This is a genomic window from Mycobacterium attenuatum (assembly GCF_900566085.1).
Taxonomy (GTDB): domain Bacteria; phylum Actinomycetota; class Actinomycetes; order Mycobacteriales; family Mycobacteriaceae; genus Mycobacterium; species Mycobacterium attenuatum.
This window is the reverse complement of record NZ_UPHT01000085.1, coordinates 1-22,484: the sequence shown is the minus strand read 5'-3', so window position 1 is coordinate 22,484 and position 22,484 is coordinate 1. Positions and strand designations below refer to the sequence as shown.

17 protein-coding genes, 1 pseudogene and 1 riboswitch are annotated in these 22,484 nt (G+C 64.7%); of the genes and pseudogenes, 3 read left to right on the top strand and 15 right to left on the bottom strand.

Going from position 1 to position 22,484, the window contains the following annotated elements; all coding sequences use genetic code 11:
* Positions 1–850: IS21-like element helper ATPase IstB (gene istB, locus EET13_RS14265; protein ID WP_122442904.1), on the top strand; the 850-nt coding region annotated here is incomplete at its 5' end.
* Between the two features lie 36 nt (positions 851–886).
* Entirely contained in the window at positions 887–1,351 is a 465-nt protein-coding gene (locus EET13_RS14260; RefSeq protein ID WP_122442903.1) for a nitroreductase/quinone reductase family protein, read from the top strand.
* Here EET13_RS14260 and EET13_RS14255 read toward each other — a convergent pair.
* The 3 genes from EET13_RS14255 to EET13_RS14245 all read right to left on the bottom strand — a co-directional run bounded on the left by EET13_RS14255 (position 1,348) and on the right by EET13_RS14245 (position 3,717).
* Positions 1,348–2,016, bottom strand: coding sequence for an Rv1815 family serine proteinase (locus tag EET13_RS14255; RefSeq protein ID WP_122442909.1), 669 nt, complete (start codon positions 2,014–2,016; stop codon positions 1,348–1,350). The genes EET13_RS14260 and EET13_RS14255 overlap by 4 nt on opposite strands.
* A gap of 113 nt (positions 2,017–2,129) precedes the next feature.
* Complete coding sequence (locus EET13_RS14250) at positions 2,130–3,080, bottom strand: sterol desaturase family protein (RefSeq protein WP_211186431.1); 951 nt, start codon at positions 3,078–3,080, stop codon at positions 2,130–2,132.
* 70 nt (positions 3,081–3,150) lie between these two features.
* A complete protein-coding gene (locus tag EET13_RS14245) occupies positions 3,151–3,717 on the bottom strand; it encodes a hemerythrin domain-containing protein (protein ID WP_122442902.1) in 567 nt (188 codons plus the stop codon).
* Between the two features lie 193 nt (positions 3,718–3,910).
* Here EET13_RS14245 and EET13_RS14240 point away from each other — a divergent pair, with 193 nt between their 5' ends.
* Positions 3,911–5,110: an NAD(P)/FAD-dependent oxidoreductase gene (locus tag EET13_RS14240; RefSeq protein ID WP_122442907.1), complete on the top strand. Its 1,200-nt coding sequence runs from the start codon at positions 3,911–3,913 to the stop codon at positions 5,108–5,110.
* Positions 5,111–5,124: 14 nt separating this feature from the next.
* On the opposite strand, the gene EET13_RS14235 is transcribed toward EET13_RS14240, so the two are convergent.
* The 12 genes and pseudogenes from EET13_RS14235 to esxL all read right to left on the bottom strand — a co-directional run.
* Complete coding sequence (locus tag EET13_RS14235; RefSeq protein WP_122442901.1) at positions 5,125–5,853, bottom strand: MgtC/SapB family protein; 729 nt, start codon at positions 5,851–5,853, stop codon at positions 5,125–5,127.
* A 215-nt stretch (positions 5,854–6,068) separates the two neighbouring features.
* A complete protein-coding gene (locus EET13_RS14230; RefSeq protein WP_122442906.1) occupies positions 6,069–6,392 on the bottom strand; it encodes a DUF732 domain-containing protein in 324 nt (107 codons plus the stop codon).
* A gap of 132 nt (positions 6,393–6,524) precedes the next feature.
* The gene (locus EET13_RS14225) at positions 6,525–7,940 is read right to left on the bottom strand and encodes a PPE family protein (protein ID WP_122442900.1); all 1,416 of its coding nucleotides are present in this window, start codon (positions 7,938–7,940) and stop codon (positions 6,525–6,527) included.
* An 87-nt stretch (positions 7,941–8,027) separates the two neighbouring features.
* Positions 8,028–9,320 (bottom strand): PPE family protein, encoded by a 1,293-nt coding sequence (locus EET13_RS14220; protein ID WP_280177700.1) that lies wholly within the window; start codon positions 9,318–9,320, stop codon positions 8,028–8,030.
* Between the two features lie 1,017 nt (positions 9,321–10,337).
* Positions 10,338–11,540 (bottom strand): PPE family protein, encoded by a 1,203-nt coding sequence (locus EET13_RS14215; RefSeq protein WP_168990782.1) that lies wholly within the window; start codon positions 11,538–11,540, stop codon positions 10,338–10,340.
* 567 nt (positions 11,541–12,107) lie between these two features.
* Positions 12,108–12,283: riboswitch (M-box (ykoK) riboswitch) on the bottom strand.
* Positions 12,284–12,656: 373 nt separating this feature from the next.
* Positions 12,657–13,919: a PPE family protein gene (locus tag EET13_RS14205; protein WP_122442898.1), complete on the bottom strand. Its 1,263-nt coding sequence runs from the start codon at positions 13,917–13,919 to the stop codon at positions 12,657–12,659.
* Between the two features lie 837 nt (positions 13,920–14,756).
* Positions 14,757–16,592 (bottom strand): type VII secretion system ESX-5 AAA family ATPase EccA5, encoded by a 1,836-nt coding sequence (eccA5, locus tag EET13_RS14200; protein WP_122442897.1) that lies wholly within the window; start codon positions 16,590–16,592, stop codon positions 14,757–14,759.
* A complete protein-coding gene (gene eccE / locus EET13_RS14195; protein WP_122442896.1) occupies positions 16,589–17,800 on the bottom strand; it encodes a type VII secretion protein EccE in 1,212 nt (403 codons plus the stop codon). Before eccE ends, eccA5 begins: the two co-directional genes overlap by 4 nt.
* Entirely contained in the window at positions 17,797–19,587 is a 1,791-nt protein-coding gene (mycP, locus tag EET13_RS14190; RefSeq protein ID WP_122442895.1) for a type VII secretion-associated serine protease mycosin, read from the bottom strand. Before mycP ends, eccE begins: the two co-directional genes overlap by 4 nt.
* Positions 19,565–21,076: a type VII secretion integral membrane protein EccD gene (gene eccD / locus EET13_RS14185; protein WP_122442894.1), complete on the bottom strand. Its 1,512-nt coding sequence runs from the start codon at positions 21,074–21,076 to the stop codon at positions 19,565–19,567. The genes mycP and eccD overlap by 23 nt, the downstream gene beginning before the upstream one ends.
* 270 nt (positions 21,077–21,346) lie before the next feature.
* Positions 21,347–22,249, bottom strand: a complete 903-nt coding sequence (locus EET13_RS14180; protein WP_122442893.1) for an ESX secretion-associated protein EspG — start codon at positions 22,247–22,249, stop codon at positions 21,347–21,349.
* 106 nt (positions 22,250–22,355) lie between these two features.
* Positions 22,356–22,484 (bottom strand): annotated as a pseudogene (esxL, locus tag EET13_RS14175) (type VII secretion system ESX-5 protein EsxL); the annotation flags it as partial.

Sequence of the window (22,484 nt, the reverse complement as noted above, 5' to 3'; positions counted from 1 at the left end):
CACCCCCCGCACCCCCAAGACCACCACCACGACCACCGTCGAGGAGTCACCGTCAGCAGCCGCGAGCCGCTATCAGCAGCTGCGCTCGCACCTGGCCGAACTCAAACTCGCCGCGGCCGCCGAAGCCCTCCCAGCGGTGCTCGACCAGGCCACCGCAGAGGGCCTGTCGCTGACCGTGGCGTTGGAGCGTCTGCTGGCCGTGGAAGTCGAGGCTTCCACCGCTCGGCGGCTGGCCGGCCGGTTGCGGTTCGCCTGCCTTCCCACCCCGGCCACACTGGTCGACTTCGACGTCGATGCCGCCGCCGGGATCGACCGCAAGCTCATCGACGAACTCGGGACGTGCCGCTACCTGGAATCGGCGACCAACATTTTGCTGGTCGGGCCCCCTGGTACAGGAAAGACGCACTTGTCGGTCGGATTGGCAAGGGCCGCAGCACATGCCGGCTACAGGACCTACTTCACCACTGCCGCCGATCTGGCCGCACGGTGTCACCGTGCCGCCATCGAGGGACGCTGGGCCACCACGATGCGGTTCTACGCCGGCCCCACATTGTTGGTGATCGATGAACTGGGATACCTGCCGCTGCCCGCCGAGGCCGCCTCGGCGTTGTTTCAGGTTGTGTCCCAACGGTATTTGAAGACCAGCATCATGATCACCACCAACCGGGGCGTGGGCGCCTGGGGGGAGATCCTCGGCGACACCACCGTGGCCGCCGCAATGCTCGACCGCCTGCTGCACCGCTCCGTGGTCATCAACCTCGACGGCGAGTCCTACCGCCTCCGTGACCACCAGGCCGCCGCCGAAACCCTACGCCGCACCACCACCGGCACCCGCCAACCACTACACTGACCGCTGCTCACAGGTGAGGAATTTCGGCGAGCACACCTGGGGACTTTCGATGAGCGCCGTCACCGCTACCAAACGCCTACCCGGACCGCTCGTGCCGCCAACGTCGTTGTCCGTTGGCTGGCAGAACTGGGGATCAGCATCGCCGGGACCCGGGCACTGCGCGTCCGGGGCCGCAAAACGGGCAAGCTGCGAGCCGTGGTGGTCAACCTGCTCACCGTCGACGGCGTGGACTACGTGGTCTCACCCCGCGGTGACACGCAGTGGGCGCGCAATGTCAGAGCGGCAGGTGTCGTCGACGTGGGCCCGCGGTGGCGCCGCGAGCGCGTCGTGATCAGCGAGGTGGTCGACGATGCCAAGCCGGAGCTCCTGACCAGATATCTGGCCAGGTGGTATTGGCAGGTCAAAGGCTATGTCGGTGGCTTGACTCCGCGATCTGGCGATGACGAGCTGCGCGCCGCGGCTCCGTCGATCCCGGTGTTCGCCCTGGGCGCCGGTCGCTAATCGAGGACTGCGACGCCGAGATCCTGGCGTAGCTGCTCGGAGGCGGTCCGCCAGGAGACCGCGGCGGGATATTCCCCCCAGACGCTGTTGAAAATCCCGACGAGTTGGCCCGGCCCGCCACCAGCCAGATACACCGGCCCGCCGGAATCGCCCTTTTGGCTGGCGACGCCTCCGGTCATGGTGAACCAGCCATTGTTGACGCTGTTGATGGTTCCGCAGGTTTCACCGGTGGTGATGCCGAAGTGGCAGACCGTCTGACCGGGTTGAGCGACCAAGCCCGGCCGCACGGTCAACTGCCGTCCGCCCGGCAGCACGTCGCTCATCCGCACGCCGTCGGCCAGCGCAATCGCCTCGTAGTCGTCGATCGACTGGTCGGTGGCCACGGTCGAACCGTTTGGCGTGTTGTCGCGGAACGACCGCAGGTGTCCGATCACATTGTTGTCGCGGTCGGTGACCGCTCCCTCGCCCCGGCAATGCCCAGCGCTGAAAGCCATGTGCTGGCTGACATCGACATACGCCAGGGTGCAGATGTGAATGTCCTGATGGATTTCCATACCGGGGAAAACCAGTGGTAGGTCGGCGTGAGCGGTCGGACTCAATCCGAAAGCAAGCGCGGCGACGGTAGCCGATACGGCGAATGCGCGCAGTGCCAGGCGGCGCACCATGGACTCCATCCTTTCAGGGTCGGCATGCCGACCGGAATCTGAAATTACGGCGTACCCGCCCCAACGGATTATTTTTCGTCATCGCCGCCGCCGGTGTTACCTAGCCGACCGCGCTACTGAGAGGTCGCGACCGCGACGGCGGTCTTGCTATTGGCGGACTCGGCGGCGCGCGGCTGCCAGCCGGGCGGCCCGAAGATGTAGCCGAGGCGATCACGCAGCCGAGTTGCCGATCGGCAGTCGCGGACAATCGCGACATACTCGTAGGTCTGCAGCTTCCAGATGTTGAACGTGTTCACCGGCTTGGTCAGGCCGTAATGGGGGCGGAAGACCTCGGCCTGGAAACTACCGAGCAGCCGATCCCAAATGATCAGGATGCCCCCATAGTTCTTGTCCAGGTAGATCTGGTCCATTCCGTGATGCACCCGGTGGTGCGACGGAGTGTTGAAAATGAACTCGAACCACCGCGGCAGCTTGTTGATCCGCTCGGTGTGCACCCAGAACTGGTAGATCAAGCTCACCGAGAAAGCGAAAAACACCATCCAGGGCGGCACACCCAGAAGCGGTAGCGGCACCCACATCAGGATCTCGCCGCTGTTGTTCCATTTTTGCCGCAGCGCAGTGGCGAAGTTGAAGTATTCGCTGGAGTGATGGGCCTGGTGAGTAGCCCAGATCAACCGAACCCGGTGGGCGATCCGGTGGTAGGTGTAATACAGCAAGTCAACACCGACAATGGCGATTACCCAGGTGTACCACCGGCTAGCCGGAAGATGCCACGGAGCAAGATAGGTATAGATTGCCGCGTAGCCCAGCAAAGCCAAGCCCTTCCACATGGCGGTGGTGCCCATCGAAACCAGCCCCATCGAGATGCTTGCCAGCGAGTCGCGGGCGAGGTACGCGCCGGTCGTCGGCCGGGTCCTTTCGGCGGCGGCCTCCTCAAGTCGTTCCAGCCTGCGAGCGGCCGTCCACTCGAGGGCTAGCAGGAAAAGGAAAAACGGAATCGCAAACAGCACCGGGTCGCGCATCTCCGCGTGCAACACGGAGAATAAGCCCGTCACAGCGCTCACGTTAGACAGACTACTGATAATCGGATCGGTGGCCCAAGGGTTTCGCTGGTCCGCGTGCGGTTCGGGCGAGCTAGCCGATCGCTTTGGAGATCACATCACGGGCGCGGTCCAGGAGCGACACGAACGGTCCGACTGCAAAGTTCAACTTCGCCGACTCCACCCCGGGATGTGGCCTGGTCGGTGCGAGGGCCTCGGCCGCTTGCACTGCCTTGGTCATGAGCTGTCGCTCGTCGGCGTCGAGTTCCCGCTGCAATGCGACGAACTCTTCGTTCTCCTCACGCTCGGCATGTTCGATGACCGCCTGCCGCAGCTTGGTGACCTCGTCGATGAACTGCTGCGAGGCGATATCGAGCTTTTCGATGCTCGATAGCAGCCTTTTGGCGTCGTGTTCTTCTTGTAGTCGCGCATCCGCGATGTCGTCGCCGGCGGCCACCTCGCGACGGACGCGGGGATGAATGATCATCTCCTCGGCGGTCTCGTGCACCGCCAATAACTGGCGCAACTCATGAAAGGCGGTCTCGCGCGCTTTGGGCTCCGACGCATGCAGCACGTCGTCGAACATGTCGTTGATCAGATCGTGCTGAGCTTTGAGAAATTTGACCACTTCTTGTGGGGTCTCAACAAGCATTTCGGCCATGCGGGAGCACCTCCGGTGTGATGGGATTCGCGCTGTGGACTGTGCGCGTATCGACTGGGCGAATACCCGCAGCCAGCCGCGCCGAAACTCGTCCGACACCCGACAGACCCCGATCGACCCCCGATCGACGGAGGTTGACCCTGTGGATGCTGCCGACCGGCCCCAAGGCCGGGCTGCGTCAGGCTCTGACCCGTTGACCCGCGTGCTGGTGATTGGGGCCGGGTTCGCGGGATTGTGGGCCGCATTGGGTGCGGCCCGACGGCTCGAGGAGCTTTGTGTCCCGCCGGGGAGCGTCGACATCACCGTGTTGAGCGACAAACCGTTCCACGACATCAGGGTGCGCAACTACGAAGCGGACCTGAGCCCATGCCGCATCCCACTGGCCGACGTGCTGGATCCGGCCGGTGTCGGGCATATCACCGCCGACGTGACCGGTATCAACGCCCACACGCGCGAGGTCATGACGTCAGGTGGCCAGACCTACCACTACGACCGACTGGTGCTTGCGTCGGGCAGCCGCCTGGTCAAGCCTGACCTACCGGGTCTGCGCGAGTTCGGATTCGATGTCGACACCTATGACGACGCAATTCGGCTGCAGCTCCACCTGCAGCAGCTCGCCGATGGGCCAGCGACGAGCGCCGCGGCTGCCGTGGTGGTCGTCGGCGCCGGGTTGACCGGAATCGAGACAGCTTGTGAGATGCCGAGCCGGTTGCGGGCGTTGTTCGTCCGGCCTGCGGTAGCGCCCCGGGTGGTGCTGGTCGACCACAACCGGTTCGTCGGTTCCGATATGGGCGTCTCTGCTCGGCCGGTGATCGAGCAAGCCTTGGCAGACAATGGTGTTGAAACCAGGACCGCAGTGAGCGTGGCCGAAATCAGTGCGGCCGGCGTATCGCTCTCGTCGGGTGAGCACCTGGCAGCGGCCACCGTCGTGTGGTGCGCCGGCATGCGGGCCAATTCGCTGACCGAACAGCTACCGGTGACCCGCGATCGACTGGGTCGCGTGGCGGTCGACGACTATCTGCGGGTGGTCGGAGTACCGGCCGTATTCGCCGCCGGCGATGTCGCCGTTGCCAAGATGGACGACGAACACGTGTCGGTGATGTCGTGTCAGCACGGACGCCCGATGGGCCGCTACGCCGGCTACAACGTGATCAGCGACTTGTTCGGCAAGCCGCTGTTGGCTCTTCGAATCCCTTGGTATGTAACAGTTCTCGACCTAGGGCCGGCGGGCGCCGTGTACACCGAGGGGTGGGATCGAACGGTGGTGTCGCGCGGTGCCGAAGCCAAGGTGACCAAACAGACGATCAACACCCGGCGCATCTATCCGCCGCTGACCCGCGACCGCGCCGACCTGTTGGCCGCCGCCGCACCGGACCTGCAGGCCCGGCCCTGAACGGTTACTTCACCTCAGTCCGACTGCGAAGTCGGCAACATCGGATTGGGTTGCTCGCCGGCATACCAGTGCACCGCGTAAATGCCCGGCTGCAAGGACAATTCGGCCACTAAGCGCTCCAGCTTGGCGGGTGTGCGGCCGTCCATGAGCAGGTGGGCGGTCAACGTGAGATTGTCGTCGTTGGCTGTGCCGGTGTGGATGCCGCGCAGCGTGATGTCGTTTCGAGCCGTGTGTTGCACAATCTGCGCACGTGCATATTTCGCGGACTTGGGGCGGCACAGTACCTCGAGCTGGTAGGGCCGTAGGCCTTCGTCTTCTTCGACGGTGTTGTCGTGGTCGATCAGCCGACCCAGGGGACGGCCGAGGAGGTGGATCATGACGACGGTGGCCGTGGCGATCAACGCGAACACCTGGTGTCCGGAGGCGGCGAGCACGCCGACAGCCGCTGAGCACCACAGGGTGGCGGCGGTGTTGAGGCCGCGCACGTTGAACCCTTCCCGCAGAATCACCCCTCCACCCAGGAACCCGATGCCCGAGACGACGTAGGACGCGACCCGCGTCGGGCTGCTGTCCTCGGTGGCAGCGGCATAGAGCACGAAGAGGGTTGCTCCGGTGGCCACCAGAGCATTGGTACGCAGCCCAGCCATGCGCGCCCGCCACTGCCGCTCGAGGCCGATCAGGGCACCGCAACCTACGCCGACGGCGAGTCGGAGCGTGAATTCGGCGATGCTGAGGTTCTGCACGGCCCTGCATTCCCTTCTGTCCCGGTGCCAGAGCGACGGCAGCTAAGCACATGGCGGTTAACGACAGGTGGCGCACGGGCGAACCGGTTGCATTGCAGCTTTGCCTGGCACACGGATTACGTTGCAAGTCAGGATGTTTGAGCACAATCGCGATCGTGTGTCAGCCGCCTCATGGCGCCGGCTTTGCGCCCGCCCGCGCCCGGCCACGATGCGTATCAGACGTGGCTGAGGTGGTGCGGACAGTAGTATTTCGCCGAGATCACCGCGAATTGTGATGCGGCTTCCATATTGAATCCAGGGTTGCGAACCTTCACCTCGTGGACGACTTCCAGTCCCGGTTCGCCGTTGTCCAGGCACCCGCATACCGCCTGGGCGGATCCGATGGCTGCTGCCGGACTCGGATAGGTGATACCGGCTTGTTGCAGCGCAGCAAGGAAACCCGCGTCGTCGGCGCCGGTGGGCTCTGGCGGGTCGGCTAGCGCAGGTGCGGCGAAGCCGACCATGGCTAACACGGGCAGTATCGCTAGCAGCTTTTTCATCGTTTCCATTCCTTTGTCCCCCCGATAGTCTTGCCGTTGCCTGGGTAATTCGGCTGACTCCCGAACTGCCTTGTCCGGTAATGGCTTTGACCTCCGCCCATTCGCGGCTGTGCTACCACAGCTGACGAGCCATCAGCCCAACTGGGCATCCGAGGGCACCACTTTGGGTTTGTCGCCCTTGGACAGGTGCACGGCGTGGATGCCCGGTTTCTTCGCCAGTTGCTCGAGCAGGCTGTCAAGGCCTTCGGGATCCACGCTGTGATGCTGGACGCTTTCGGGTTTCTCCGATATTTGCGCGACCAGGCGCTTGAGTTTGTCCGGCGACGTGGCGTCCTTGAGGTCTTTGAGCGGGGTGATGCGGCCTCGGACTCCGGTGCCGCTGAAGGCGCTGGGAGCGCCGGCGCCGAAGGCACTTCCGAGCATGCCTGCCAGTGCCATCGAGCTGAACAGCCCTCCCTCGCCGAGTGCCGCGGCCGGCACGGCCTCCGGACCGGCGGCGGTCAACGCGGCGGCCACGGTCCTGATGGCGGGGGTGGCCGCGGCCCAGCTGGGTGGAACCGTCAGGGATCCGACCAGGGTGCCGCGCCCCCAGTGCGCCGTCACATCTGGCGATGTCGCGCCGGTCAGCCAGCCCCGCCCCCAGTGTGGCGCCAGCCCCAGCCCGCCGCCCAGCCCCTCCTTCGGGACCTCGCCGAGTCCGCCCGCGGCCGAGTGCGGGGCAAACTTGAGGAACTGCGATGCGGGGAAGTTGACCAGCAGCCCGATGTCGTTGAATCCGGTAGTGAACCCAAGCGGACCCCTAATAGCGAGGAACACCCTGAGATAGTCCGCCGCTGCGGTCGGCCCGAAGATGCCGTTGACCAGGTCTGCCATCGTCTTGGTGTAGGTGGTGCTGAGGTCGGCACCGAGTTGCAGCAACCACGAAATCGGACCGCCCGAGGCCAGGATCGACTGTGCCGCAGTGCCCGCCGAGGTTGCGGCGGCCTGGCCCGCCGCTGCGGCTTGGCTGGCAAGTCCAGCCGCATTGACGACTTGCGGTGGCTCCGTGAACGAGGCCAACTGGCCGGCGGCCGCCGAGGAGCCGGCATAGCTGTCCATCGCGACGGCGTCCTGGACCCACATTTGGCCGTATTGCGCCTCGGTGGCGGCGATAGCCGGAGTGTTCTGGCCGAAGATGTTCGTCGCCACCAGCGAAGCCAGCTGGCTGCGGTTAGCTGCGATCTCCACCGGCGGGACGTGCGCGGCAAAGGCGGTTTCATAGGCGCTGGCCGCCGCGGTGGCCTGCGCGGCCGCGTGGGCGGCCTGTGCGGCGGTGCCCTGGAGCCATGTCGCATAGGGTGCGGCCGCAGCCAGCATGGCCTGAGCCGACGGACCGAACCACGGACCACTGGTCAGGCCGTCGATGACCGCCGAGTAGGCGGCAGCGGTCGATTGTAATTCGGCGGCCAGCGCATCCCAGCCCGCCGCGGCCGCCCGCATCGGGCCCGATCCGGGCCCGGTGTACATGCGGCCCGAATTGATCTCCGGTGGAAGTGCTGCGTAGAACACGTCTCTACCCCTTATCTGGCCAGGTGCTGCGGTTGGCCCGAGACGGGCGTTGGTCCGTCGTGACATCGGTCATCACAGTCACCGCCCTCAATCGTCGAGTGCGGGGATCACGATGATGGTGGCGGTGGCGGGCTCTGCGTGTGCTACGCCGCCCAGCGATCCTGCTCCCCCACTGCCTGCGGGACTGAACGTGGTTGCGCCCAGGGCGCGTCCGGCCAGGCTCGACAGGGCCATCTGACCGAACACGCCGGCTTCTCCGGGTACGACGGCGGCCGGGGCCGCTGCCAGGCTGGTGGGCAGCACCGAGGAAAGCAGTCTCATTGCGGGCGCTGCTTGAGTCCAGCCCTGTGGCACCGACATGCTGCCGACCAGAGCCGCGCGCCCCATCGTCCCGGTAATTGGTCCACCGCCACCACCCACACTGGTGGACGTCAGGTTTGCGCCCAGCGAATCAGCGATGGGCGCCAGGGCTCCGGTGATGGGTTTGGCAGGTGCGAAGAAGGACTGCAGACCCTGCCCGTTCTGGGCGTAGGCGTAGACCTGCCCGAAGGACAGGAACGGGCCACCCGGTATGGCCGCGAGGCCTTGCAGCGAATACTGCCCGTTCAGGGTGGCCATGATGATGTTCCAGTTGTCGAGGTCGGTTGCCAGCCATGGCGGCAGTGCCGGCAGCGGGAATAAGGATCCCGGTAAGGACGGCGCTGCCGTCGGCAATGACGCGTTCGATGCCAAGCTTTGCAGCGTGTTGGGCACCGAGGTCATCAGCTGGGACAGCTGGGTAGTGATATCCGAGGCCGCGGCGGTGCCCGTTGCTTGTGTCACCGCGGCGGATTGAGCCGCCGCTGCCGACGGGTTTGTGGTCTGCGGCGGCTCGGTGAACGGCGTGAGCTGCGAGGCCGTGGCGGACGAGCTCGCGTAGGCATACATCGCTCCGGCGTCTTGAGCCCACATTTCCAGGTATTCGGCCTCGGTGGCCGCGATCACCGGGGTGTTCTGCCCGAAGATGTTGGTGGCGATCAACGTCATCAGCAACGCCCGGTTGGCCGCGATTACCGGCGGCGGCACCGTTGCCGCGAATGCCGTCTCGTAGGCGGCCGCGGCCACCGTCGCCTGGGCGGCGGCTTGCTCTGCTTGAGCTCCCGTGGCGTTGATCCACGCCAGATACGGCGCGACCGCGGCCGCCATGGTAATCGACGACGGGCCCGTCCACGGTCCTACGGTCAGGCCCTCGATGATCGACCGATACGAGACGGTCATGGACTGCAGCTCGGCGGCCAAATCCTGCCAGGCCGCGGCCGCAGTCAGCATCGGGCCGGCGCCCGCCCCCACGTACATCCGCCCCGAGTTGATCTCCGGCGGAAGCGCCCCAAAATCCATCACTTGCTGCCTCCGGTCCTTCGCTGACCGTCATAGTAATCACGGTCGTGTAGTTCCGTACGTGGTTAGGCCAGCTCTTACCGAACTCATTATTCATCCCGCCGGCCGTTCCGTGATTGATTCCGCACCTTTGACGTCGATCCAGGTTCTCCCGGTATGAATCATCCGTTCGCCGAGGCGCGCCACCGACGCGATTGTGGCTGCCCCCTATCCGGGCATCTCCGCTATGGTGTCGAATAATTATTTGCATTACGTTCCCGGCATGTAATAACGACGTTAAAACTAACCGCACTGCGCCGTTGACCGCTGGAAAACTCTCTGCTGAGCTATCAGCTCACCAGGATAGATCGCTTAGTGACCCCTGCTAACGACACTGCTGGAGAAAAGAGAAATATGCTGTCGGATCACACCACATGTGGCACAGTTCAATCGCGAACAGGGCAAATCGGCAATATTGTACATGTGTCAGTCAATGCGCCCCGCCGCCATTGCCGACAATAAGCGACGCGGTCACCTGTATCGCTACTGCAGTTCTACCCATTGCGTGTTGGCCGGGCAACCGAAGCGGGGCAAATAGGACATTATTCTCAACCATTCTTCGGGTACCGCCACTCTATTACCTTCTGGCATTTGATTCTGCAGGCAAGGAGCCGATTGCTGGTTCGTGACGACCGACTGCCGGCATCACGCCCTTCACAAGAAACCGCGGGCCGGGCACGCGACGCATGCCGCAACCGGGTTGGGTCACTGCGGTCACATTCCGTCCCGGGATAGCCCGCCGACGGACGTCGACGCTGTCAACCTGACGCGTGATCCCATGACGGCTGCTCCTTACGCCGAAAGAATGCAGGCTACTCATGGCCTGACCTACACGTCGCTACATTGGGCTGTCAGTTGCCTGAGTGAATGCTGGAAAACTACTGGGCCGGGCGGGCGGCTCCGCCGCTCAGCTGGCGGTGCCCCATCCGGACCGCTACCGCGGCCGAAGGCAGGTGTCGTCGCACATCCACGTCTTCGCGGCTAGCCCGCCGCGGGCGGTCGCGCGACGAAGGTGGGACGGAACCCGTACTGGGGCACAGCGCGCCCGAAGGGCTGACCGGCCATATTGCCGAACGGCATGCCGGGCATACCGGCAGCCACCGCCGGCGGAGGCGCAACCATCGGCGTGCCTCCCAACGCCGAACCCAGCGGGCTGTGCAGTGGCGCGGCTGCCGTCCACGCCGGCGGCACTGACAGCTTGCCGACAATGCCCGAGTTGCCCAGAGCGGCCGAAACCGCATTTCCCAGGCCGCCGGACGCGAGCGGCCCCGCCGCCAGCGCGTTGCCAGCCCCAGCCGCGGCCACACTCGCATCCTGAGCTGCATCGGCGGCCACTGCGCCCGCCAGCACGCTGGCCATGAAGGGTGCAAACGTGCTTCCCGGGACGAAGAGGCCGGTTGACGTGATGGTGTTCCAGACATTGGCGTTGGGACCCCAAGCGTTCCACAAGGCCTGCCACCAAGCGGGTCCCGACCCGGTCAGTAGGTCCCAAATCATTTGTAGCCAGGATGTGCTGGTGGGACCCGAAAGTCCTTGCAATGCACTAGGAACCATGGAAATCAGCCCCGACAGCGTGCTCGGCTGACTGCCGGCGGAGTTGCCGGAAGCCTCGGTGACCGCAGCGGCCTGCGCAGCCAGCCCGCTGGTGTTGGTCGACTGCTGAGGCTCGACGAACGAGCTCAGCTGGGTGGCGGCCGCCGAAGCTCCCGCGTAGCCGTACATCGCCATGGCGTCTTGTGCCCACATCTCGCTGTACTGGGCCTCGGTGGCTGCGATCGCAGGGGTGTTCTGGCCCAGGATGTTTGTGGCGATCAACACCATCAACTGGGTACGGTTGGCGGCAATCACCGGTGGAGGGACGGTCGCGGCGAAGGCGGCTTCGTAGGCTCCCGCGGCGGCCTCCGCCTGTATTGCGGTCTGTTCCGCCTGAACAGCGGTAGCGCTCATCCATGCGACGTAGGGTGCGGCGGCGGCGGCCATCGATGCCGATGCCGGGCCGTACCATTCTTCGCCGGTGAGCGCCGCGAGCACCGAGTGATAGGAAAGTGCCGTCGCACGTAATTCCGCGGCCAGGCTGTTCCAGGCCGCCGCCGCGGCAAGCATCGGGCCCGAGCCGGGCCCCGAATAGATGCGGGCGGAATTGATTTCGGGCGGCAGCATGGCAAAGTCCAGGGCGACGGTCATCGCTGGCCTCTTTTCTCATCGGCTGGGATAGTGCTGGCGGCGCCGGTAGCCGCATCTGTACCGGCGCCGGTACCCGAAGTCGCGGTAGGTGATCGATGGACTGCCATCACTGGGACGCCACCGCCAGATCTGGACGCGAGTACTGAATGGTGTTGTGGTCGTGTCTGATTCGCTTGCTGTATGGGTCCTCCGCGGGGCAATGGGCGGTTGCCTGCTGCGGGTGCGGTGTTCGCTTGGCCCGGCCCGAGGGGTGCCGAGAGGACAGCGGCAGGGGTGATCGCAAACGACATCAAACTTCTCCTGGCAGAAAGATCCACCTCGGTTCGATGTTGTTTTCGCGCGCTCTAGCGCCGCGTCTCCACGATGGGGAGCCGCGCAGCAGAGAGGATCGGGCGAACCCGTTTAGATTGCGAAAAGGGCGCCGAGGTCGGATCGAAACGAAATGCTCGTCGGACTCGGATAGGGACTATCGCCGGGACTCATCTCGCTCTCACCTCCTCAGGGCCAGGGCACACGGGGGTGCCAGGCAGACTGCACCCGGGGTGAGAGCCCAGCGAATAGCTGGACGCGGCACCCCTCTCGTCAGAGCTTTGGCACCACACGGCGTATCCAGCTAGCTGAAGCCGGAAGCCACTTGGGCTCAACCCTTAAGCCGGGAAGAGCTGTCCTGACCCTGGGCGTCTTTCGACGTTCGAGGTCAGTGGCCTGTATCCGTGCAGACGCCTCACCTAGCGAGGTGCATGCAAGGGCAATCGTGACACTTGTGGCGATGTGAGTCAACCCAACCCGCCGATAATGGCAAGACCCGGCGGGTAAACAGGCCGCAACTAGTCGTCTTATCGGGCCGACAATGTGGCCAATCGCGCCACTTACGATGGCCGGTCAGGCCGGATGTGCTGACGTCTGGTTGCAAACCGCCTGTGCGGCAGAGCATCCCGGAAAAACCGGAGCGGCAACAGCGATGTCCCGAAGGTGCCGCCGGCGATGACAGGCCGGAGCACTTGCCCGGGCTTTGATCCGGATCTCGTTGCGGGACACCGATACCGGCGCCGCCTGCACCGGCCGGCACCTGGGGCCGCGCGCCGGTGAACGTCACCACGAACGTACCCCTCGTCGTCAGCCCGCGGCCGGGGGGCGGGACATGATGGTCGGTCTGAACCCGTACCGGGGACCGCTGCCGAAGCTGTGTCCGTAAACACCCGGGGCGGGCATTCCCGGCACGCCAGGTGTACCGGCTGCGGCGTCGGGAACAATGGCGCTGCTGGTCCAACCACCGCCCGGGGCCGCGGCACCGGCGTGGTTCACCACCTGGGTGGCAGCCGTCCAGCTCTCCGGCACGGACAATCGGCCGACGAACGCCGCGCGATTGAGCCCGGTCACAACGCTGCTCACACCCGTCGAGGCCGGCGCCGATGCCGGGGCCGACGCCGCCGCCAATGCGGGGAAGTTGAAATGGCCGCTGTCGGGTGGCGAGATGATCGGCAGCCCGCCGGCCTGTAACGAGTTGAGGTCGGCCATCGCGCCGGTAATCACCGGGAGGATCAGGTCCGGGCTTACGTACCCGGCTGAAGTGAAACCGTTGACCAGCGAGGAGTTGAAGAAAATCCCATAGGGGTTGCCATCGTTGCCATCCAGGAAATTGAGGATATCGGCGAGGATGCCACCTGGCACCGGAAGGGCAGCCGCGGGATTCGCAGCTGCAGCTTCGGACAGGGCCGACGCCGGCGACGCGAGTCCTTGGAGCGCAGATGGCACTGCGGACATCAATTGCGGCAGCTCCGACTGTGTCAGAGTGCCTGCTGCACTGCCGGCTGCCTGCGCGACGGCCGAAGCCTGCCCGGCCTGCCCTGCTGGGTTGGTGGTCTGCGCCGGCTCGGTAAACGGTGTCAGCGTCGAGGCCGCCGCGGCGCCGGCAGCGTAGCCGTACATCGCCGCAGCATCTTGCGCCCACATTTCGCCATACTCGGCCTCGGTGGCCGCGATCGCGGGTGTGTTCTGGCCGAAGATATTGGTGGCAATCAGCATCATCAACCGAGCACGGTTAGCCGCAACCATAGCCGGCGGCACCGTCATCGCGTACGCAGCCTCAAATGCACCGGCCGCCGCCGCCGCCTGGGCGGCGGTCTGCTCGGCTTGGACGCCGGTGCTGCTCATCCACGCCATATACGGGGCAACTGCAGCCGCCATCGACGCCGATGCGGGGCCCAGCCAGCCTTCGCCGGCCAGCTCCGAAATCACCGCGTCGTATGAGTTTGCCGTCGAACGCAGTTCTGCGGCCAGCCCGTCCCACGCCGCCACAGCAGCCAGCAGCGGTGCCGACCCCGGTCCGCAATACATGCGCAGCGAATTGACTTCTGGTGGAAGTGCTCCGAAATCCATTGCCCTCACCTCCCTTATCCGACTGGGACTTCGGCTGCCGCGTCGGCGGCGTCAGTCATGGTGGCCGTTGGCGGTAGGTGATCGACCGCACCGGAAAAGCGTGTTTGCTGGCTGCGGGCGGCGAATCGTGTTGTGTACACCGCAGTTACGCCTCTGGCGGCTGAGCGCCGCGAATCCGGTTGTGTCTCAAGGAAATACATCGGACTTCTCCTCTTGAGGGATGGTCCAAACCCGGCTACGGAGCCTAGCCGCTGTGGGTGGTGTCGGGGTGTACCGAGAGCACGTACGTTTGCTACGTAGCGCGCGCCGGAGTACTCGGCGCCAGCCGATTCAGACGGCGAACAAAGCGCCGTGACCAGATCGGGATGAATCGGTCATTGCTTCATGGAGCCGCTATTGATCGGGTCCGTTTCGGCCCACCTCCTATCACGGTCGGGGCACACGAGGGTGCCGCCGTGGTTGCAATATCCCGGATGAAGTCACCCTCGCGAAATTTGCCAGGAGCGCCACCCCGGTCGTCCGAGCTTCGGCACCACACAGCGTATCCGGCCGTAGCCGCGCTGGAAGCCAGTTGGCCTAACCCATAGGGAGTGGGGCCCGGGAAATCTTGAAGCTCGTGCGTCGTTGTGGGTCGAAGGCGTTATTCCGCGCGGAAACGCAAAGCTCACACCGACACTCCCGCACTCCGCGACACCTCGAGCAATAGGCGGACGTCGCCGTTACCCGAAGTGGTGACTGGGCAGACTGATCCAGGTTCGCCGCATGGGGACCCGGTTTCAGCGGTCGCGCGGGTTCGCTAACACTCCGCCGCGAGGTTAGCTGCTGACGCCACCCTCGCTAGGTCGTCGTCTTCTTCTCCGCCACAGCAGCACTGAGGCCTTCGGCAAGGTCCTCACGGGTGAGCTCCTTGAATCGGAGCAGCTGGTCCTCGCTGAAATCGGTCAGATCACTGTTCAGCACTGCGTCCAGGTCTTCGTCGTCCAGGCGAAAACTACGGTGGTCCCGGGCCTTCTCGACGACATTGCGCACAAACCCTGCGTTACCGAGCATGTCGATGCCCCGGATGAGATCGCCGTCCTCGGAGTAGGTCTGGTCGTTATAGAACTTGGTGTACGAGGGCAGCAACACCTGGGCTGCCTCGTCAGTGATGACGTCTTCATTTTCCTGGCCCATCAACCGGGTCAGCGCAATCAGCTCCTGCGGAGTGTAGCTGAAGAACTCGATCACGGTTGAAAACCGCCGTCGCAGACCTTGATTCACTTCGAGCATCTTTTCCATTGCCTTGGCATAACCGGCGCCGAAGACCACGAGCTCGTCGCGATGGTTCTCCATGTAGATCAGCAGCGTATTGATGATCGCGTTGCCGTACGGGTCACCCTGGGAGTATCCACGCTCGTGCAGAGTGTGCATCTCATCGAAGAAGACCGCACCACCTAGCGCACCCTCGAGCATTTCTTCGGTGTTCTTCTCGGCATCGGCCATGTATCGGCCCAGCAGTTTGGTGCGGCTGGTCTCCACCACCAGCGGCTTGCGCAACACCGTCAACCCGCACAGCTGTTTGGTGAATGCCCTTGCCACCGAAGTCTTTCCAGTGCCCGGCGGACCTAGCAGCAGGGTGTGGCGAGATGTCACCGGGACGGGGAGTCCCATTTTGGCGCGCGCCAAATTCACCTTGGTCGTCGCCTTGATGAGTTTGATTTCTTTCTTGGCTTTTTCCATGCCGAGCATCGCGTTCAGCTCGGCGTCGCCTTCCGCCAAATACTTCGCGGCCATCTCGGCATGGCGAGCAGCCTCGGTTTGGGCGCGGGTGGGCGCACTCTCGGGGTCCCACGGATCTTTGCGTGCCTCAATGGTTTCCGGGTCGGTCAGCACCAGCCGGAAGTTGGGGTTGTCCAGTGCTTCTCGGGCAGGGGTGAACTTGGGGTCACGCGAATACACCCGGCGCAACAGTTCAACGGCTTCTTCCTCGCGACCAACATGGCGCAAGCACATGCCCTGCGTGTACAACGCGATGTTGGCCGCGCCGGGCACCCGGTCCCCTTCGATGGCTTCCTGCGCGCGCCGGAACGCCTCCTCAAAGACGCCCAGCGATGCCAGGGCCGTGGTGGCCATTGCTGCCCCGGCGGCCTTCAATTCCGGGTGACGCCACGGCGTTGCCTCGGGAAACTGGTTGAGCACGTCGGGCCAGCGCTTGGTGCGGAAGTAGAGGACGCCGCGGACATAACTGACCAACTCGGCATCGAATGGATGGCGGGGGTCGGTAGTGTCCAGTAGTTCGGCAGCCTCCTGGTAACGCTTGTTCTCGGCAAGTACCGCAGCATATGCGCAAGCCAGCGAATCAACGCTGGTGACCGCCAGCCGCAGAAACAACCCGTCGGAGACCTCAGGACGGAACTGCAGGTCTGTCACCCCGAGGCGGCGAGTCTCCCAACCGAACGTTCTGACCGCTGCCCAGGCGCCGGCAAGCACCTCGATACTCTGGTCGCCTGCCAGGATCCGGGCCAGCCAGGCGTCGCACATGCCGGGATCCAGCTTGGTGGCGGTGGTAAACATTTGCGCCGCCACCTGCGGATTGTGGCTGGGTTGCAGGCTATTGACCGAGATTCCAGAGGCGAGCAGTCCGGCGACCAGGGCGTTGCGGGCATCTTCAGCGGTTGACTGCGGGCGAGTCATTGCCCTGCGGACGGGCTTGTTGCGTGCTCCTGTACCTGCTCGACAGGTATTTCAAGCTCGTCGTAGTCACGCAATTCGCGGCTGGGCACGACCAGTCGGGAACGCTTTCCGGGCACCGGCAGGCTCGCGCGCACGGCGGCCAACTGCCGGCCGGTGAGGCGGTTGAGCCCCGACGTGAGCTCCTTGGAAAGGCGCGAATCGCTGTGGTAGCGAACCCACGCCGACATGTAGGGCCGACCGACTCGCATCGTCAGCCGTATCGTGATCACCGTGGCGCCCACCTCTGCGGTGTCCGGCAGCCATAGGTGGTCCAGCGTCTCGGAGTTGATGTCCGATGGCGTCACCCAAAAACTGGTGACAAACCCGTTGAAATGCTTGAGCCGACGCCAGCCCGGACGGCTCCAAGTCGGCTCCAAGTCAGCTAAAACCACGCTGTCGACCTCGGCCAACTCATCACCGGTCAACGGCCGTGCCGCACAGGTTTGACCGTCGAGATCCTGAACCAACCGCTCCGTGGCCGCCACCAATGTCGAGGCCAACGAATCACGGGAGGCAACCGCGGCCACGTTGCGCTGCGGGTCCATCCGTAGCACCAACCAGGTACGGCGCCGGTCGGCGGCGGGCTTATCGCCCACCACTCCCCACTCCTCAGGACCCCACTCTTCCAATGAAGCCGACGCTTTGGCCGCCTCAGCGCCGCCGCGTACTTCCACTGACACGATATCGATGCCGTCGAGTTGGATGTCGAACTGTCGCAAGCCTTCAGCCACCGCATCTACCGGCAACACCGCCGACTGCGAGGTCCGATGACGATGCCTGCCGGGCTGGTCGCCTTCTCCACCGTCCACCTCGATCACCGTGACCAGGTGGCCTTGATATTCACGCACTCCGACGATGTCACGCCCAAAATGGCGCTGGTGATCGATGGCCGGCGTGCACCCCGCGCCCAGTGCCGTACCCGGATCGGCAGACCAATCCCAGACCCAGGCGGCGATCCCGGAGGTCACCGTGATCCCGTGATAAGTAACGATCGACAACAGGGTCAGCACCACCGCTAGACCCACGCCGACCCACCACGCCACGCGGTACTGGCCCTGCCACGAGTCCGGGCAGTGGCTGGCTACCACGAGGATGACCACGTCCACCAAGAACACCGTCGTCAAACGCGGCCACGACAAAGCCAACCCGAACTTATGCTGAGCCTTCATCGCTGCTTCCGTGATCGTCGCATCAATGTCGCCGTACCGAACACCGCACCGCCTATCAGTAGTGCCCCGGTCAATCCCCCGGCAGCCACCCACACCGGGACCATATTGCGCTCGGCGGGCGGTTTAGGCAGCGCCAGCGGCGCCGACAACTGCTTCGGGGGCTGGACGGGCCCCTCTGGGACGTCCCACGTCAGAGCCGCCACCGGGTCCACCACACCGTAGCCGACCTGGTTGTCCACGCCGCGAGCGGGCGGCCTGGCGGTGTGGATCAACCGGTTCCTGATCTGGTACGCCGACAACTCGGGGAACTTGGCACGCACCAGGGCGACAACCCCGGAAACAATGGCGGCGGAAAAGCTGGTGCCGGCAGGAACGAGCAGGGTGTTGTCCGGGCCGTCAATCGCGTTGATCAAGCCGTCGTCGCGAGGCGAAAGACCGACGACATCGGTTCCCGGCGCGGCGATCGAGACCCATGGCCCCGCGATGCTCATTTGGCTCATCGGCTGCCCGTTGGCGTCGACCGCGCCGACGGTCAGGACGTAGTCGCTGAACCACGACGGGGTAACCACGGTGGTGACGGCGTTCCAGTCCCGGGGATCGTTGGGCTGCAATGGGTCGAAGATCGGGTTTTGCTTGCAGTCCTTCTTACTACCGTCGCCGGCCGCGGCCACGATGACCGCGTTCTTGTCGACGGCCGCGTAGTGGACCGCGGCGCCCAACGCCCGCTGATCGACCAGGTTGCGGGCGCTCATGCACGTCACGTCGGAGATGTTGATCACCGAAGCACCCATATTGGCAGCATGCACGATTGCTCGCGCCATCGTCTGGACGTTGTCGATCTTTTGTGCCGTCTGCGGATCTTCGTCGCCGGTATACGGGTCTTTGAGGCCGAAGGCCTGACTCGACTGGCGGATGGAAATCAGTTCGACGTCCGGGGCGATTCCGCTGAATGCGTCCGGCGGCGGTGCTGGTGCGGGTGGCGGGTCGAGTGGATGCGGACGGCTCGGGTTGTCGACACCGACTACCCGCCGGCCACCGGAGTAGCTCGGGATGGTCACGGTTCCACCACCGTGGGTTCCTGCCGGAGCCTGCCCCGGAGCCTGACCCGGAGCCGGAGCCTGACTCGGAGCCGCCGGAGGCACCGGACCCGGCGCCGGGGCGGCGCCCGGCGCCCCTTCCTCAGACGGCGGTGCCGGAACCACCGTAATCGTCTGGGTCTGCGGTGGGACCGGTGACAGTGTCACAGTCTGCGGTGGCGGCGGCTTCTCCGTGGTCGGAATGGTCACAGGCCGACGCGGAACGGCCGGGGGCGGTGCGGCCCCGTTGGCCGGAGCCGCACCGATCATTGAGGCAACGATGGTGCCGTGAGCGTCACAGTCCGACAACCCGTCACCGCCGGCCATCACATAGTCGCCCCCGGGAATCAGGTGCGGAAACCTGGGATGCGGCGTCACGCCGGTGTCGATAACGGCGACCTTCACCCCCTCGCCCCGGCCGAACTGCCACGCCTCGGTGAGGTTCAGCATCTCCATGTACTTGGGCGGCAATCGAAAATCGCTGCCGGGTAACGTGCCGACCTCGGTGCAGTAAGAGTTCTGCTTCATTGGCGCGACGGGCCCGGGTGGGCCGTCAGGTGGCAATGCTGCCGGGTCAATCGTCGGCGGCGAAATCGCGTGGGCCGGCGGCAAACCGGCTAGCGCACCCGAGGCAAGCAGGATTGCGGCGACGGCCGCGGCTGGGCCACGACCACGCCGCAACCTGTCGTTACCGGTACCGGATCGCTGCATAGACATTCATCAACCACAATGCCAGCGGGAAGATCGGCATCAAGCAGAGGTACTCGATCCATTCCACGAACTTGCGGAACAGTGGGCTGTAGATGGTGTTGGGCACCACTGCCGCAGCAGTCAGACCCGCCGCCGGCAGCAGGACCAGCATTGACGCGGAGATCGACACGGACAACGGCGAGGACAGCACCAACGCGTACCGGATAACCACTGCGGCAACCACGATCACGGCGGTGGCGGCCAAGGTGGTCGCTTGCCAGCGGTCGACGTATGAGCGTCCGCGTAGTAGTAGGAACCCGGCGGTGAATCCTGCAAGGAGCACCGGCAGCCAGCGTTGCCCCGTGTGCGGATTGCACAACGAGGTCAGGCAAACCACCATCAGGACGCCGAGTCCGACCAGCAGCCCGCTGAGGAATGACCGCGCGCGCTCGGCTTGCAGCACCACATCGCGCACCGACGCCGGTCCTTCGAGGGTCGCCGGACCACCGCCGGACCTCACCACGGTCGTGGGCAGGTCGGGTCGCGCTTCGAAAACCCACCTGCTGGTGGCGGACGGGAACACCGGCAGCCGGATCCCGGCCAGCCGCCGTGACAGCGCGGGTGCGGCGTGGTAGAGCAGGACGCAGGCCAGCACCGTGCTACTGAACAATGTCACCGCGCTTGCCGCGGCGACCATCCGGGCCAAACCGGCCAGGGTCGCCAGCGTGCTGACGGTGACGATCGCGGTATAGATTCCCAGCCGGCGGCCGGTGAACCGCAGCGCCAACGCCGCAGCAACAGCCAGCACCCCAAAACCCAGCACCGCTTGCGGAGAGCCGACCGAACCGGGGGGTGCCGCCGCGGCGGCGACCGTCAGCGGAGCGAGACCGCTCATCAGCATGATGTCGGCAACGCGCCGGTCCGAGTCGGTCTTGGCGCGCATCAACAGCAGCATCGACACCGTCAACACCAGTACGGCGACCACTGACGCAAAAATGGTGGTCAACCAGGTGTTGTGGTGCCATCTCCACCAGCCGAGCACGCCTGATGCCAGGACAACGCCGATGGCCACCATCGACGCCCCGACCTGGACGGCGACAACCGGGTCTATCGCGGCGAACCGCTTGCTGAGATTGGACGCAACCGCCGTGGAGATGTGCTCGATGACTTGCGACCGCTTTTCGCTGTCCGGGATGAACCGGATCCACAGCCGGTCGCCGTCATAGACCTCTTGCTCGGTCAGCGACTGAGTGGCCCGAAGCGGCGAACCATCGACGAGACACAACGCCCACCTGCCGCGGCCGGTGGCCTCCAACGGGGTCTCGCCGAGCTCTCGGAGCCGGCTGTTCACCACTTTCAACAGCGGTTCGGTCATCACCGAGACCGGAGCGTTGGAATCCAGCAGCACGCCGATCTGGACACCGACCCCGGCCATGATGCCGACGACGACGGAGCGAGGCGAGGAGACGCCCTCGATTTCGGTCTGTGGCGCATCAGCTACTGCGGTCATCGTCCTGTACCCCCTGCCGTGGCGAACGTGGTAACCCGAGACTTCAGCCGCGCCCGGGGCACCGTCGGTATACTCACCGGGGCGTCGCCCCGAATGAGTTGCGGTAAGACCAACTCCGAATTCATTTGCCTCGCCTCGCGACTAAATGGTTGTAGTTGACGCTTGCTTTTCAATTGTGCAACCGCTACCAGAGCAGTATGCCCGGTCCGCATCTGGCTCGCATTCTATGATTGAAAGCGTTGTAGCACTTCGTTTTTCGTAACAGTGTTGTTAAACCCGGCTATGTGTTTTCCACTCGCCGTACGGCAGCGTGTCCAACACCGTCTTTACCCCTACTTGCACCAATTGCGGGGTCGCCGGGCAAATAGCCAACCACGCCTCCCCGGAGCCGGCGGTTCGCGCCTGCTGATACAGCGCGATACGGCCGCCCGATCCGTCCTTCAGGGACAGGACTGAGGCGCTCGGACCCTTGGCGTCGTCTCGATACTGCCGCGCATAGACTGCGACCTCGGCCGCCGGATCTGACAGCGCCTGGCCCAACGCGGCCACCGTGGAGGCGCTAATGCCCATTCGTCGCAGGTCTCCCCCGGAGAAGACATTGAATCCGGATTCCTGCCACGACTTGGTGGCTTCCAGCATCTCCTCAAGCGGGACATTGACGGCGTTGATCGCAGCCGGATCAGCGTGGTGAATTGATTCCAGCCCGTCAATAACGAGAGCCGCGATTGATGCGCTGTCGGTTACCGAGACGTCGTCGACGGTGATGTCGTTGCCCACTCGAACCGCGGACACCCAATGCTGGCCTCGGCGGGCCAGCACCACCCGGAACTCGTTGTCCGGAATGTCACGCGAACCGGGCGGTTGATTCTCGTCATCGACCACCCCGTAGAGCAACTTGCCCCGCGAGAGCAGGGCGACGACCTCGAGGTCCGGCGCGGCGAGCACCTTCATCCGGGCGGCCACCTGCTCGTTGACCGCATCACCGACGACGATGCCCTGCTCGCGCATGATCGCCATGCCGGGATGCTCATTCAGCCAGTCGTTGTTGTCGGTGGATACGTAGGGCCGGCACCGCAGCTCGGGCGCAACATGCCGGATATCCAGCAGCGCCTGGAGCATCCAGAAGCCGTCCACGTTGACGGTGATATCGGTGCGCGTGCTCTGTTGATCCATCCCTACCTCAGAACCTCAGACGTCTTTAGTTGTTCGACTGCCGGTCAACTGCAGGACACGGCAGCACACCCGCTAGTTGGTGTGCTGCCGCGCCTGAAGTTCGGTTTTAGGCCCAGCTGGAGCCGACGGCGCTGTCGGTTTGCGCCATGTTGCTGCCGGCGGCCTGGACCTTCTGGCCGTGGGCGTTGGCCTGCTCGTAGATCACCTGGAAGTTGCGACCCAACTGGGTGATGAA

Excerpts from the sequence above, each read along its gene's own strand:
- EET13_RS14255 (WP_122442909.1), bottom strand. The coding sequence starts at position 2,016 with ATGGTGCGCCGCCTGGCACTGCGCGCATTCGCCGTATCGGCTACCGTC.
- EET13_RS14245 (WP_122442902.1), bottom strand. The coding sequence starts at position 3,717 with ATGGCCGAAATGCTTGTTGAGACCCCACAAGAAGTGGTCAAATTTCTC.
- EET13_RS14230 (WP_122442906.1), bottom strand. The coding sequence starts at position 6,392 with ATGAAAAAGCTGCTAGCGATACTGCCCGTGTTAGCCATGGTCGGCTTC.
- EET13_RS14215 (WP_168990782.1), bottom strand. The coding sequence starts at position 11,540 with ATGACCGTCGCCCTGGACTTTGCCATGCTGCCGCCCGAAATCAATTCC.
- EET13_RS14205 (WP_122442898.1), bottom strand. The coding sequence starts at position 13,919 with ATGGATTTCGGAGCACTTCCACCAGAAGTCAATTCGCTGCGCATGTAT.
- eccA5 (WP_122442897.1), bottom strand. The coding sequence starts at position 16,592 with ATGACTCGCCCGCAGTCAACCGCTGAAGATGCCCGCAACGCCCTGGTC.
- eccE (WP_122442896.1), bottom strand. The coding sequence starts at position 17,800 with ATGAAGGCTCAGCATAAGTTCGGGTTGGCTTTGTCGTGGCCGCGTTTG.
- mycP (WP_122442895.1), bottom strand. The coding sequence starts at position 19,587 with ATGCAGCGATCCGGTACCGGTAACGACAGGTTGCGGCGTGGTCGTGGC.
- eccD (WP_122442894.1), bottom strand. The coding sequence starts at position 21,076 with ATGACCGCAGTAGCTGATGCGCCACAGACCGAAATCGAGGGCGTCTCC.
- EET13_RS14180 (WP_122442893.1), bottom strand. The coding sequence starts at position 22,249 with ATGGATCAACAGAGCACGCGCACCGATATCACCGTCAACGTGGACGGC.